Origin of the sequence: Caballeronia sp. LZ062, assembly GCF_031450785.1 — a bacterium.
Taxonomy (GTDB): Bacteria; Pseudomonadota; Gammaproteobacteria; order Burkholderiales; family Burkholderiaceae; genus Caballeronia.
In genome coordinates, this window is record NZ_JARTWB010000003.1 from 422,131 (window position 1) to 435,202 (window position 13,072).

9 protein-coding genes are annotated in these 13,072 nt (G+C 64.9%); 5 read left to right on the forward strand and 4 right to left on the reverse strand.

Going from position 1 to position 13,072, the window contains the following annotated elements:
• Positions 1-57: 57 nt before the first annotated feature.
• Together P9239_RS22115 and P9239_RS22120 are read left to right on the forward strand one after the other, a co-directional pair.
• Positions 58-1,266, forward strand: coding sequence for a zinc-dependent alcohol dehydrogenase (locus P9239_RS22115; protein ID WP_309754846.1), 1,209 nt, complete (start codon positions 58-60; stop codon positions 1,264-1,266).
• A 407-nt stretch (positions 1,267-1,673) separates the two neighbouring features.
• Positions 1,674-2,825: a porin gene (locus P9239_RS22120; RefSeq protein ID WP_309754850.1), complete on the forward strand. Its 1,152-nt coding sequence runs from the start codon at positions 1,674-1,676 to the stop codon at positions 2,823-2,825.
• 103 nt (positions 2,826-2,928) lie between these two features.
• Here the strand turns inward: P9239_RS22120 and P9239_RS22125 are convergent, their stop codons facing one another.
• On the reverse strand, positions 2,929-3,798 hold the full coding sequence (locus tag P9239_RS22125; RefSeq protein ID WP_309754852.1) for a manganese catalase family protein: 870 nt from the start codon (positions 3,796-3,798) through the stop codon (positions 2,929-2,931).
• 392 nt (positions 3,799-4,190) lie between these two features.
• On the opposite strand from P9239_RS22125, the gene P9239_RS22130 reads away from it, so the two are divergent.
• Both P9239_RS22130 and P9239_RS22135 read left to right on the forward strand, forming a co-directional pair.
• Positions 4,191-5,360 (forward strand): zinc-dependent alcohol dehydrogenase, encoded by a 1,170-nt coding sequence (locus P9239_RS22130; protein WP_309754855.1) that lies wholly within the window; start codon positions 4,191-4,193, stop codon positions 5,358-5,360.
• 222 nt (positions 5,361-5,582) lie between these two features.
• Positions 5,583-7,346 carry a ShlB/FhaC/HecB family hemolysin secretion/activation protein gene (locus P9239_RS22135; protein WP_309754858.1) on the forward strand — a complete coding sequence of 588 codons (1,764 nt, stop codon included), beginning with the start codon at positions 5,583-5,585 and terminating at the stop codon, positions 7,344-7,346.
• Between the two features lie 43 nt (positions 7,347-7,389).
• Here the strand turns inward: P9239_RS22135 and P9239_RS22140 are convergent, their stop codons facing one another.
• The 3 genes from P9239_RS22140 to P9239_RS22150 all read right to left on the reverse strand — a co-directional run bounded on the left by P9239_RS22140 (position 7,390) and on the right by P9239_RS22150 (position 11,567).
• The gene (locus P9239_RS22140; protein WP_309754861.1) at positions 7,390-9,729 is read right to left on the reverse strand and encodes a filamentous hemagglutinin N-terminal domain-containing protein; all 2,340 of its coding nucleotides are present in this window, start codon (positions 9,727-9,729) and stop codon (positions 7,390-7,392) included.
• Positions 9,730-10,022: 293 nt separating this feature from the next.
• Positions 10,023-10,391: a hypothetical protein gene (locus tag P9239_RS22145; RefSeq protein ID WP_309754864.1), complete on the reverse strand. Its 369-nt coding sequence runs from the start codon at positions 10,389-10,391 to the stop codon at positions 10,023-10,025.
• A gap of 69 nt (positions 10,392-10,460) precedes the next feature.
• Positions 10,461-11,567, reverse strand: a complete 1,107-nt coding sequence (locus tag P9239_RS22150; protein ID WP_309754866.1) for an NADH:flavin oxidoreductase/NADH oxidase — start codon at positions 11,565-11,567, stop codon at positions 10,461-10,463.
• A gap of 230 nt (positions 11,568-11,797) precedes the next feature.
• Between P9239_RS22150 and P9239_RS22155 the strand changes: the two genes are divergently transcribed.
• Positions 11,798-12,445, forward strand: coding sequence for a hypothetical protein (locus P9239_RS22155; protein ID WP_309754869.1), 648 nt, complete (start codon positions 11,798-11,800; stop codon positions 12,443-12,445).
• Positions 12,446-13,072 lie beyond the last annotated feature (627 nt).

Below are 13,072 nucleotides of genomic sequence, written 5' to 3' on the forward strand. Positions count from 1 at the left end.
GACGGGCGCGTGTGTTGCTGAACCAGTGTTCGACCAACACCTCCCGGGAGTCAGACGATGAGAGCAGTCGTGTTTCACGGCATAGGCAACATATCGCTCGACAACGTGGCAGACCCGACGATCCAGCACGATTTCGACGCGGTGGTCCGCCTGACTGCGAGCGCGATTTGCGGCACGGACCTGCACATGGTGCGCGGCACGTTTTCCGGCATGGTGCCGGGGACGATTCTCGGTCATGAGGGCGTCGGCGTGATCGAAGAGGTCGGCAAGGGCGTGCGCAACCTGAAGCGCGGGGATCGCGTGCTGATTCCATCGACCGTTTCGTGCGGATGCTGCGGTTACTGCCGGCAGGGCTACACCGCGCAATGCGACCTCGCGAATCCGAACGGTCCGTCGGCTGGCACCGCGTTCTTCGGCGGACCGAAAAGCACCGGGCCGATCAACGGTCTGCAAGCGGAATACGCGCGCACGCCGCTTGCCAACGCGAGCCTCATCAAGCTGCCCGATAACGTCGATGACGAGCGCGCCATTCTCATCTCCGACATCTTTCCGACCGGCTATTTCGGCGCGCAGCTCGCGGAGGTCCGTCCCGGCGATACGGTCGCGGTCTTCGGCGCGGGGCCGGTGGGCCAGTTCGCGATTGCGAGCGCATGGATGCTCGGCGCGGGACGCGTGATCGCGGTGGATCGCTTGCAGGATCGGCTCGACATGGCGCGTGCGCAGGGCGCGGAAACGGTGAACTTCGACCAGGAAGACCCGGTGCAGGCCATTCTCGAACTGACGAACGGCGTGGGCGTGGATCGCGCCATCGATGCCGTGGGGGTAGATGCCGTGCATCCGGAAGGCGGCCCGGCCGCGTCGGAAGACAAGATCAAGCAGGCGGAACAGGAAAGTCAGACAGTCACGCCCGAGCGCAATCAAGACGGCAAGAACTGGATACCGGGCAACGCGCCGACGCAGGCGCTCGACTGGGCCGTCGCCGCGCTCGCGAAAGCGGGCACGCTCGGGGTAATCGGCGTGTATCCGCCGAACGACCGCTTCTTCCCGCTCGGTATCGCGATGAACAAGAACCTCGCGATCAGGATGGGCAACTGCAACCATCGCGCGATCACGCCGGCCTTGATCGAGCGCGTGAGCAACGGATCGTTCGATCCGCTTCGCGTGCTGACTACACGCGAGCCGATGATGAATGTCATCGACGCCTATAAGGCATTCGATCTGCGTCAACCGGGATGGATCAAAGTGAAACTCGATCCTGCTGCGTGACGTGCAAAAGAAAAGCGGGGCGGTTTCCTCTCGCGAAACCGCCCCGTGTCCTCGGACTGCAACTCGTCGTCAAAGACTTCAGACGCCCGAGAGATTAGCGAGAGCGAATGCGCGTATCAACGCGTGCGCCTGCAAAGCACCTCTCCAGAATGCGCATGAATAACGTGGTCCATGTGCAACATCGAAACGATTAACTCTTTGCGTTCGCTGACAGTAAGCGATTGAGACTAAAGCACTAAGATGCAGCCAGACATACTCGTTCCAGTTTTAGCAATAGATTCTTACTCGTCAAAAGGCGCCGAATAACGCGACGTATGAAGGGCCGTCGCTTAAAGTGTGTCGGGCTTCTCAAGGACAAGGCGCATCGCCTCGGGAAGCCTTCGCTCTAATCAGGACACACAGCAACCATGAAAAGAAATCTCCTTATTGCGGGCGTGCTCGGCGCCTTCGCGGCTTCGGCGCAGGCACAAAGCAGCGTCACGTTGTACGGCATGCTCGACGCGGGCCTCGTATATGCCAATAACACTGCGGGTCACAGCAACTGGCAGCAAGGCAGCGGTTCCGTCTCCGATACGTATTTCGGCTTGCGCGGCAGCGAAGATCTGGGCGGCGGGTTGCACGCGCTCTTCAAGTTGGAGAGCGGCTTCAACCTGAATAACGGCGGCTTCAATCAGGACGGCATGTTCAACCGCCAGGCGTATGTCGGTCTGCAAAGCGATCAGTTCGGCACCGTCACGCTCGGCCGTCAATATGATTCGATGGTCGACTTTCTCGGACCGCTTTCGGAAGCCGGCGCGGGCTATGGCAATAACCTGAGCGCGCATCCGTTCGACAACGACAATCTCGACAACTCGTTCTCGATCAAGAATTCGATCAAATATCGCAGCGCGAATTACGCGGGCTTCAAGTTCGGCGGTCTGTATGGTTTCAGCAATGACGCCGGCCAGTTCTCGAACAACCGCGCATGGAGCGCGGGCGCGTCGTACACCAACGGCCCGCTCAACTTCGCGGCGGCTTACCTGCAGACGAACAACTCGCGCAACTTCAACACGGGCGGCGCGGTAACGGCAGGACAAAGCGACAAGGGCAACCTCACGGCCGAACTGCAACGCACGTTCGGCGCGGGCGTGAACTACGCTTACGGCCCGGCGAAGGTGGGCTTCGTGTGGACGAACACGCACTACGACGGCCTGATCGCGGCGTCGCAGGGCGGCGTCGCGCTCGTGCTCCCGACCAACACGAACCTGCATATGAACAACTTCGAGCTGAACGGCAGCTATGCGCTGACGCCGGCATTGAACCTCGATGCAGCCTACACGTACACCGATGGCAAGCTCACCGGCTCGAGCGGTACGGGCGATCCGAAGTGGCATACCGTGTCGCTGCAGGCCGACTATTCGCTGTCGCGCCGCACGGATGTCTATGTGGAAGGCGTGTATCAGCATGCGTCCGGCCAGCTCGGCGCAGCAGGCGAGAATTTCGCCGTGATCAACACGCTGTCGCCGTCGACCTCGCAGAATCAGGTCGCCGCCGCAGTCGGTCTGCGTCACCGCTTCTAAGCAGCACGCGTCGCGAAGACTTACGAGGTCTTCAAACGCGAACGGCCGCGATCGTCATGATCGCGGCCGTTTTTCATGGCGCGCCGTTCGCGCTAACTGCGCATCAGACGGCCTTGCCCGAGCCCAGGTCGGCGCCCGTCACCGGGTCGGCGGTCGGGTCGGAAGCGGTGCGCGTAGCCATCGTGCTCAGCGCGTCCTTTTCCAGCTCGCTCACAGTCACGCTCGCCGTGCCGTCGCCGCCATCGACTGCCGGCTGCGGGTCCGCGACGAATTGCCAGTCGCCGCCCTCGTTCCACGGGCCGCGTGCGTCGTCGCCCTTGGACATGTTGAAGTACACGCTCGTGAACTCGGGCTTGCCCGGCAGCTTGCCTTGCGGGAAGTTCGGCTGAATCGAGTGCAGCGCCTTTTCGAAGGACTTCTGATGCGCGATCTCACGCGTCATCAGGAAGCCCAGCGCGTCCTTGATGCCCGGATCGTCGGTCACGTTGATGAGCCGCTCATAGACGATCTTTGCGCGCGCTTCAGCCGCGATGTTCGAGCGCAGATCGGCCGTCGGTTCGCCGATGGTGTCGATATACGCCGCAGTCCACGGGTAGCCCGCCGAGTTCGTGAGCGGCGTGCCTGCGCCGTACAGAATCGCGGTCGTGTGCGAGTCGTTGCCGTTGCCTGTCATCGACCGATACAGCTCCGCTTCCTGCTCCACGGCTTCGGCCAGCGCGCCCTTCGCGCCCTTGTTCAGCATCGCGACGATGCTGCCGATCACTTCCAGATGACTCATCTCTTCGGTCGCGATGTCGAAGAGCATGTCCTTGCGGCCCGGATCGTCTTCGGTGACGGCTTGCGTGAAGTAGCGCATGGCGGCGGCAAGCTCGCCTTGCGGACCGCCGAACTGCTCCAGCAGCAGATTGGCGAGGCCGGGATTGGGCGCGGCAACGCGCACCGTGTATTGCAGACGTTTGTTGTGTACGAACATGGCAGGCTCCTTCGATGAAAGTGCGAGAGTTCCAAACAAGCGATGCGGGGAAGCGCCATCGAGCGTCCGTGGCGTGAGCCGGATGGGCGCATGAGTTCATAGCAGTGGGTATTCCCAGCGCGCGCCGCCGCGTTGGATTTTTCCAATCGCGTCGATAGCAGCGACATGCTGCGCGGCTTGCGCGGTCGCTTTATGAGCGCCAAGACTAGTTGCTGCATTGGCGTGCCGGACACAGCCGCTTCTGTTATTGCATTGCTTACGTGACGCACGTCGTGGACATGGCGCGAACTCCGGCGCGGAACACGTGTTGCTGAAACATCCAACGGTCGGGGCTTCTCGCTTTCGACCCGTTCGACGCGCGATCCGACCATTCACTCCCGCTGGAGGCAAACATGAAGGCGCTGATTTGGCAAGGCAAGAAGGACATCCGATACGAGACGGTTCCGGACCCGGTCATCGAGCATCCGCGCGATGCCATCATCAAGGTATCGACGTGCGCAATCTGCGGTTCGGACCTGCATCTCTTCGACGGCTTCATGCCTGGCATGGAATCCGGCGACATCATGGGCCACGAGTTCATGGGCGAAGTGGTCGAAGTCGGCGCGCAGAACAGCGCGCTCAAGAAGGGCGACCGCATCGTCGTGCCGTTCACCATCGTCTGCGGGGAGTGCGACCAGTGTAAGCGCGGCAACTTCTCCGTTTGCGAGCGCAGCAACCGCAACAAGGATGTCGCGGACAAAGTCTTCGGCCACACCACGGCGGGCCTCTTCGGTTACACGCACCTGACGGGCGGCTATCCCGGCGGTCAGGCCGAATACGTGCGCGTGCCGTTCGCCGACAAGACGCACGTGAAGATTCCCGACGGCCTCACCGACGAGCAAGTGCTCTTTCTGGGCGACATCTTCCCGACCGGCTGGCAGGCGGCCGTGCAATGCGACATCGAGCCGACCGACACCGTTGCGATCTGGGGCGCGGGTCCCGTCGGCCAGATGGCGATTCGCAGCGCCGTGCTGCTGGGCGCGAAGCAGGTGATCGCGATCGACTGCGTGCCCGAGCGCCTTGCGATGGCGCGCGCGGGCGGCGCGACCGTCATCAATTTCAAGGAAGAGAGCGTGCTGGAGCGTCTCGGCGACCTCACGCAGGGCAAGGGACCGGAGAAGTGCATCGACGCCGTGGGCATGGAATCGCACGCGACGCGTTCCGTCGATGCCATGTACGACCGCGCGAAGCAAGCCGTGATGCTGGAGACGGACCGCCCGCACGTGTTGCGCGAGATGATCTACGTGTGCCGGCCGGCGGGCACGCTGTCGGTGCCGGGCGTGTACGGCGGACTTATCGACAAAATCCCGTTCGGCGCCGCGATGAACAAGGGACTGACCTGGCGCATGGGTCAGACGCACGTGAACCGTTGGACGGACGACCTGCTCAAGCGCATTCAGGACGGCCAGATCGACCCGTCGTTCGTCATCACGCACACGGTGTCGCTCGCGGACGGGCCGGGCATGTACAAGACGTTCCGCGACAAGGAAGACGGCTGCATCAAGGTCGTGTTGAAGCCCTGAGCGCGTGATGCGTTGCGCGCGGGCGCGAGTGGTTTCGCAGGCTTACCGTGCGCTTTCGCACATTCGCGCCGGACGCATGCTGGCGGTCGGGACTGCCGCCGATATATAGTCGGCGGCCCAGGAACAGGACAGCATCGGAGGCGGCGTGAGACACGCTGACAATGCACGGCGCGGCCAGTTTGCCCGCCGCGCAAACGTTTCGGCCATGCGCGTTCGCGGCGCATGACGCGTCTTTTCCCGCCGAGGCGCGCGCTGGCCGTCGCGGTGGCGGCTTTCTGCGTGGATCTGGGCGATGCCGCCGCGCAAGCGTATCGAGACGTCGCGCCCCTCGCGCCGCCCGCCGCCGAACGCCCGCGCGCACCGCAGCCGCCGCAACAGCCGGTCGACGAGTCGCAGGCCGTCGCCATCGAAGACCTGCGCGGCATTGCGTTCGCCCGCGCGGGCGAGCCTGCATCGAACGATCGCCAGTCCGGCGCGCATGGCGCGGTGACGTCCACCGGCCTGCCGCTGCTGGACCCCGCTTTCCTCGACACCTTCGCCGCCGATCTCGGCAAGCCGCTCACCTTCGCGCGCCTCGCGCAGATCCGTCGCGCGGTCGTGCAGCGGTACCGCGGCGCGGGCCAGCCGCTCGTCGATGTCTACGTGCCCGAGCAGGACGTGACGAGCGGCGTCGTGACCATCGCCGTGGCCGAGTTTCGCGCGGGCCGCGTGATCCCAAAGGACAACCGCTATTTCTCCGATGCGCTCCTCAAGCGCGAGATGCCGCTCGCGGGCGGCGAGCCGATCCACGAAGCCGACGTCGCAGCCGGGCTCGCGCTGCTCAATGCGAATCCGTATCGGCGCGTCGACGTTATCTATGCGCCGGGCGAGGCCCAGAACACGACCGACGTTCTGCTGCAAACCGAAGACCGCCTGCCGCTGCGCGTCTATGGCGGCTACAACAACGACGGCGTGCGCGACCTCGGTCGCGACCGCTTTCTGGCGGGCTTCGACTACGGCAATCTGTTCGGCATCGACGCGCGCATCGGCTATCAGGCGACGGCGAGCAACGACCTTTTCTCCGGCAATCCCGACATCGAAGGACGGCCCGACCGTGCGCGCTTCATTGCGCACTCGTTCAACTTCTTCGCGCCGCTGCCGTGGATGGATCGCATCGAAATGTTCGGCGTGTTCGCGCAAAGCACGCCGCGTCTGCCAGACAGTTACGGGCAGTCCGGCATCAGTTCGCAATTCAGTTTCCGGTATGACCGCCTACTTCCGTCGCTGGACAACGCGGGCGCGTGGCAGCAGCAGCTTCAGTTCGGCTACGACTTCAAGCGGTCGAATAACGATCTGGAATTCGGCGGCTTCCAGGTCTTCAACGCGAACACGCATATTCACCAGTTCGTGGTCGCCTACGACCTGACGAACGCCGACCCGTCCAGCGCGACGCATCTGAACGCATCGCTCTTCGCGAGTCCCGGCCGTCTCGACAGCAGCAACAACGACACCGCATTCGATACCGCGCGGCTCGGCGCGACGCCGCGCTATCAATATCTGCAACTCTCGGGGCAGCACGATCTGCCGCTTGGCGCGTCCGGGTTTTCCGTCTCCGCGCGAGGGCTCTTTCAGTGGACCGGCAACACCTTGTTACCGAGCGAAGAACTCGGACTCGGTGGCGATGCCAGCGTGCGCGGCTACGAGCCGTATGCGGCGCAAGGCGATCGCGGCTGGAATGTGCAGACAGAAATGCGGGCGCCAGCGCTCACGCTCGGCGGCGCGGCCATGCAGCCCTTCGTTTTCTTCGATGCCGGGCACGTGTGGAATCGCATCCCCGAAGCGGGCGAGGTGAACAACGCGTCGCTCGCCAGTGTCGGCGCGGGGATTCGCTTCCAGATGGGGCGCTTCGTCAGCGTGCGCGGGACGTTCGGCTTCCCGCTGAAAGCAGTCGTGCCGAACGGATCGAAAGCGCCGCTCGGCGAAGTGTTCGTCGTGATAGGAAGTTGAAGGGCGGGCCGCGGCCCGCCCTTCGTTCTTCTAGTAAGACGCGTCAGGGCCGCGCCTGCTCCCAGCTCAGAACCGGGTGCGTGCCGTTGACGGGCATCGTCCACGCACCGCCCGCGCCGAAGTTCCACGACGCGAAGCTCCCCTTCTGGCCCATTTGCGTGTTGGAAAGCCCGTTGCCGTTGCCCGGCGCGGTGCCGCCGTTCTCGGTGCCGACGGCATTCGCGAGCGTCGTCGTGTCGCGGTTCCAGTACACGTTGTTGTTGATCTTGCCCTCGTTGAACGCCGCGATGCCGCCGTATCCCGGGAACTGCGCTCCGCCGCCGCCGACTTGGCCCACTGCGAACGATTCGTTGATGACGCCCGTGCTGCCGTTGTCGTAGACGAGGCCGCCGTCGCCGGTCTGGCCGCCGGTGCTGCCGGTTGCATAGGACTGCGTGATGGTGCCGGTATTGAACGCGACGAGCCCGCCGACCGAACCATGCGAGCCGGCGGTCACGTTGCCGGTGGCATACGACTGCGCGATGGTCCCGGCGTTCACGCCCACGAGGCCGCCCGACGCACCCTGGTAGCTGACGAACGCGCTGCTCGACGACCGCACGATCTGCCCGTTGTTCACGCCGACGAGACCGCCGTTTCCGCCGCCGCCGAAGCCGCCGTACGACAAGTCGCCCGAGGTCGACGCATACGCGATCAAGCCGTTGTTCTGCGCCGCGAGCAGGCCGTAGGTCGAGGGCGCGGCGCCGCCGACGTTGGCGTTCGTCAGGTTGATGTCGCGCACCACGCCGCTTGCGCCGATCACGCCGAACATGCCGACATAGCCGGATGACGACGGATCGCCGACCGCGAGGCTGTCGATGCCATGGCCGAAGCCGTCGAACTGACCGGTGAACGGCGTGGCGGGCGTCGCGCCGATCGGCGTGAAGCCGTTGCCGTTCGCCGTCGCGCTCGCGTCGATGTCCTTCCCAAGTGCATAGTTGCCCGCCAGGTTTTGCGAGACGCGGCCGAGATCCGCGAGCGTGTTGACGAGCTTGTACGCGGTGATCTGCGTCACGAGTCCGCTATACGGCGCGGCCGTCCAGCCCGCGTGCGTAAGCAGCGTGCCCGGCGCGTAGCTGCCGTTCATGTCATAGAGCGCGCTCACGATGCCCGTGCTGCCCGACCAGTCGATCTTGCCGCGATTGGTCACGCTGCCGCCGTTGTCGGCGCCGTTCGCATCGGCGCGCAAGGTGAGATTGCCGCCGCCCGAATTCGCGATGGTCGACGTCTGCGCCACCGTCACGCTGTGCGCCGCGCCGAGCGTGAGCGACGCGTTGCCGTTCCAGCGCACGTTGCCGTTCACCGCGAGGTCGCCGCCAGATTGCGCGTTGACCCACGTGCCGTTGCCGAGGCTGCGCGACAGTGCATCGGCGGTTGCGCTGTCGATGGTGAACGTCGGCGCGGAAAGCGTCCACTGGCCCGCGCCAACGTTTGCGTTCGCGACATCGAGCGTGGCCGCGCGGGTTTCGACCGTGCCGCCGCTGCCGTTCGCGTTCGCCGCGACGATGCTGCCCGCCGCGTGCACCGCGCCCTGGCCGGCGACGAGCCACACATGGCCGTCGCGCGTGGCCGTGCCGGTCGCGCGAATCGCCGCGTTGTTGCCCGCGAGCGCATAGACGTTGCCGTCGGCGGCCTGCAGGCTCACTTGCGCCGCGCGGATCGCGCCCGCGTTCGTCGCCGTGCCCTGGCTGCCCGTCAGCACGAAAACCTGCTGGCCGCTCGATGCATCGTGCAGCAGCACTTGCGCGCCCGTCGCGAGTTCGGCGCTGCCCTTCGGGGCGTCGATCGACCCGGCGTTGACCACGCTCGTGCGCGAGACGAGGAACACATCGCCGCCGCTCGATCCGATCTTGCCGAGGTTCACCACGACGCCACGGCCATCGCCGGAGAAGGTCAGGTCGCCGCCTTTCATGAAGGCCGCGTCGCTGATGTTGAGCGACGACGCCACGAAGCGCCCGCCCGTCGCGACCACGCCGCCCGGCCCGATCAGCACGCCTTGCGGGTTGATCAGGTACACGCTGCCGGTGGCCGTAAGCTGGCCGAGAATCGTCGAGGAATCGCCGCCCGTCACGCGGTTGAGCGTCGCCCCGTTACCGTTGTTGAACGTGACCTGGCGGCCGCTGCCGATGGAAAAGCTCTTCCAGTCGATCACGCCGCGCGGCGAAGTCTGGTCGATCACGAGCGACCGTCCGCCGCCGGTGATGGAACCGCTGCCCGTGGCGAACTGGCCGCCGCTCGGAAGCGGCGACGCGGCATGCGCGCACGAAAAACCGGCGATGAGCGGCACGATGGCCGCGAGCGGCCGAAGCCGCGAAGGACGACTGAAGGAACCACTGCTGCGCTGCATACACCCTCCGAACTATGTCGAATTTGTTTTGTCGTCATTTGGCCGCTGACGGTGTAGCCGGGCCATCATCGACCAACAGAGGGCGCGAACATCGACGTGCGAGCAGGCGGCACGAATGTAGCAACGCCTCCAAACGCCGGAGTGTGTGCTACCGCACATTCGATCATCAGAAAAAAGAGCGCACGTCCGAAGGCTCGTTGCAAGGCGCGGGAAAACGCTTTGTCAAGCGAAATTAGTTCGGCGCCGAAGGGCTTTTGTAAGACGAATGAGCAGATGCGCGCGGTGAGCGACGCCTAGCGCGACGGCCTGCGCCGGTCCGTGAGCTGGACGACGCACGCGTGGAAGATGCGCTGCACGAGTTCGCTTTCGTAGTCGAGATCGTCGCCTTCGATGATCCGCTCGATGGCGGTGCGTCCCGCTTCGGTATCGAGCAGCGGACAAAAGCGCGAAGCGAGCGACTGCGCGATGACCGAGAGCTTCGCGGTTTCGATCCAGTCGGCGGCGCGGTTGTGGCTGTCGAGCCAGCGATGCGCCGCGCGCACCTGGAACGACGCTTCGGGCCACGCGCCTTCGAGATAGAACGCGCCGAGAAAGCCGCATGTGAGCCAGCAGAGAAGATGCACCCGGTCGTCGGGTCCGAGCGGATAGCGGACTTGACTCATGATGGCACCACATGAAACGGCGACGCGCGACGGCTTGAAGATAGCACGCCGCAGCGTCGGTGCGAGGCATCAGTCCTCTTCGAACAAATCGCGATATTGACGCGGTTGCGAGCGCAAATACTGCTTCGGCGCGCGCACGTGCGCACCCAGTTCCGCCGCCGCGTGCCACGGCCAGCGCGGGTCATAGAGCGCCGTGCGGGCGAGCGCGATCATGTCCGCGTCGCCGGTGCCGACGATGCCTTCCGCCTGCTCGATGCCCGTGATCAGCCCGACCGCGACGACCGGCATCTTCACGGCGGCCTTGACGGCGCGCGCGAGCGGCACCTGATAGCTCGGGCCGACCGGAATCTGCTGCGCCGGATGCAGACCGCCGCTCGAGACGTGGATCGCGTCGCAGCCGCGCGCCTCCAGCGCCCGCGCGAAGGCGATAGTCTGCTCGGTGTCCCATCCGCCATCGACCCAGTCGGTGCCGGACACGCGGATCGTCACCGGTTTGTCCTGCGGGAAAGCGCCGCGCACGGCGTCGAAGACTTCGAGCGGGAAGCGCATGCGGTTTTCGAGCGAGCCGCCGTATTCGTCGTCGCGCTTGTTGGAAAGCGGCGACAGGAACTGATGCAGCAAATACCCATGCGCCGCGTGAATCTGAATGAGGTCGATGCCGAGCCGGGCCGCGCGCTGCGCCGACGCGGCGAAAGCCTCGCGGATACGGTCGAGCCCCGCGCGATCCAGCGCCACGGGCGGCGTTTCGCTTTCCTCGAACGGCACGGACGAGGGCGCTTCTGTCTGCCAGCCGTGCGCGTGGTCCGGCGCGAGTTGCGCGCCGCCTTCCCACGGCACTTCTGTCGATGCCTTGCGCCCCGCGTGGCTCAGTTGAATGGCAATCGGCATGTCGGACCAGCGGCGGATGCCCTTCAGCGTGCGCTCGATGGCGGCTTCGGTCTCGTCATTCCATAAGCCGACATCGGCCCACGTGATGCGGCCTTCGGGCAGCACCGCCGTCGCCTCGATAGTCAGCAGCGCGGCGCCCGACAAGGCGAGTTGTCCAAGATGAATCAGGTGCCATTCGTTCATGCAGCCGTCTTCGGCCGAGTACTGGCACATCGGTGCAATGACGATGCGGTTCGCCAGTTCGAGATTGCGAACGCGCGTGGGAGTAAAGAGTGCGGCTTGGGCCATCGGGAGTCTCCGGGCTGAAGAGTTGATCGGTCATGCGAGCAATCGATATTCCGTGCGGCTTCCTGCGGCGCTTCTTATCGAAGCCGAAATGAAGGCGGCTCCTAAGCGTTTGTTAAGGAAGCGTTGCCGAAAATGGCAAAGGCCCGCCCCGGCGGCATCCCCAAGAACGATAACCCGCGAGGTCGCCCCATGCTGCATTCATCCGCCGCTTCATCGAGGCTTCATGCGTGATGCAGGGCGCCTGCACGTCTTTCCCGCTGACCTTGGCCGATGACGCCGCCTGGCGCTATTACGATCTCGCCAAATCGCGCGCGGTCGACCGGCCGCCCGCGGCCGGCGAACTGTGCGTCTGGCTCGTCACGAGCGAATTCCGCTTCGCGTCGGCGTCCAACGTCGCGAACTGGCTGAGTGCGGCCGAACGCAAGCGGGCGAGGCTGTATCCGAATTCGGCCATCGGGCGGCGCTTCGGTGTGGCGCGCGCGACGCTGCGGCTCGTCGTCTCGCAGATGCTGGGCTGCCGTCCCGAAGAGGTTCAGGTCGAGGACGGCCCCGATGAGCGCATCGTCGCGGCCGACCCGCGAGGCCGGCAGAGCGTCCACGTGGATGTCGCGTATTCGGGCATATGGATCGTGATCGCGGTGGGATCGGCGAGCGTCGGCGTCGGCCTGAGCGCCGATACGCTCGCGGATGCCGCGCATCTCGCCCGCGCACGCGCCGAACGCGGCGAGCACGACACGGGGGCAACGTGGCACGGCATCGCATTGCCGATGCCCGGCGAGATTCGCGGCGTCGTGGCGGCGGCCGGGCGGCTTACGGACGTTCAGGCGTTCGGCTGGGAGAAGCCGGCGCAAGCGGACGCGGTGAAGGCGGGGCGGTGAGGGCGCGGCTCGCATCGCGCAATCGTGCTTGTCCGGCGCCCACACCTTTAGGTGAAAGCGGGCGCAATGTCTTCCCAACAGCTACTGCATGCGCTCGAATGCGAGGGCCGCGGTTGGGAAGCACTGAAGGCGTCGCGCTGGATCGAACTCGACCTGCCGACGCGCCGCTCGCGCAAGGCGGGTTTCGCACGCCGTCGGCAAAGCGTGAGTTCCATAGCGAGCGTCTCGCGCGCGAGGGCCTCGACCCACTGCCGGATTACCTGCCGCCCACGCGCAAATAGGTGTCCGTGTTCACGAGCCAAGGGTTCCGAGGACGTGGTGGTCAGCGGGCGCGGAGATCGAGCGTTCCAATCGATGCAGCGCAGCCCAAGCGTCCATAACGCACCGCGTATCCTGTACTTCAATTAGTTGGTACAACGAAGAAAGCGTCGTATCAAAAGCCCAGCGATATACGCCGATGCGTCGCGCTCTGTCTGCGAAATACGCCGTTGCACACGCTTCAGGCGTGCAATATGCGCAACGTGCGCATCGGAAGACATCATACGAACCAAACCATTCGGATGAATGGCGCCGATGGCCGATCACATCGGATGAAAGAGCTTAGGCATAATACCCGTCACCCAAGGA

What these genes read in the sequence shown, in the direction of transcription:
- P9239_RS22115 (WP_309754846.1), top strand. Translation starts at nt 58, where the DNA reads ATGAGAGCAGTCGTGTTTCACGGCATAGGCAACATATCGCTCGACAAC.
- P9239_RS22120 (WP_309754850.1), top strand. Translation starts at nt 1,674, where the DNA reads ATGAAAAGAAATCTCCTTATTGCGGGCGTGCTCGGCGCCTTCGCGGCT.
- P9239_RS22125 (WP_309754852.1), bottom strand. Translation starts at nt 3,798, where the DNA reads ATGTTCGTACACAACAAACGTCTGCAATACACGGTGCGCGTTGCCGCG.
- P9239_RS22130 (WP_309754855.1), top strand. Translation starts at nt 4,191, where the DNA reads ATGAAGGCGCTGATTTGGCAAGGCAAGAAGGACATCCGATACGAGACG.
- P9239_RS22135 (WP_309754858.1), top strand. Translation starts at nt 5,583, where the DNA reads ATGACGCGTCTTTTCCCGCCGAGGCGCGCGCTGGCCGTCGCGGTGGCG.
- P9239_RS22140 (WP_309754861.1), bottom strand. Translation starts at nt 9,729, where the DNA reads ATGCAGCGCAGCAGTGGTTCCTTCAGTCGTCCTTCGCGGCTTCGGCCG.
- P9239_RS22145 (WP_309754864.1), bottom strand. Translation starts at nt 10,391, where the DNA reads ATGAGTCAAGTCCGCTATCCGCTCGGACCCGACGACCGGGTGCATCTT.
- P9239_RS22150 (WP_309754866.1), bottom strand. Translation starts at nt 11,567, where the DNA reads ATGGCCCAAGCCGCACTCTTTACTCCCACGCGCGTTCGCAATCTCGAA.
- P9239_RS22155 (WP_309754869.1), top strand. Translation starts at nt 11,798, where the DNA reads ATGCAGGGCGCCTGCACGTCTTTCCCGCTGACCTTGGCCGATGACGCC.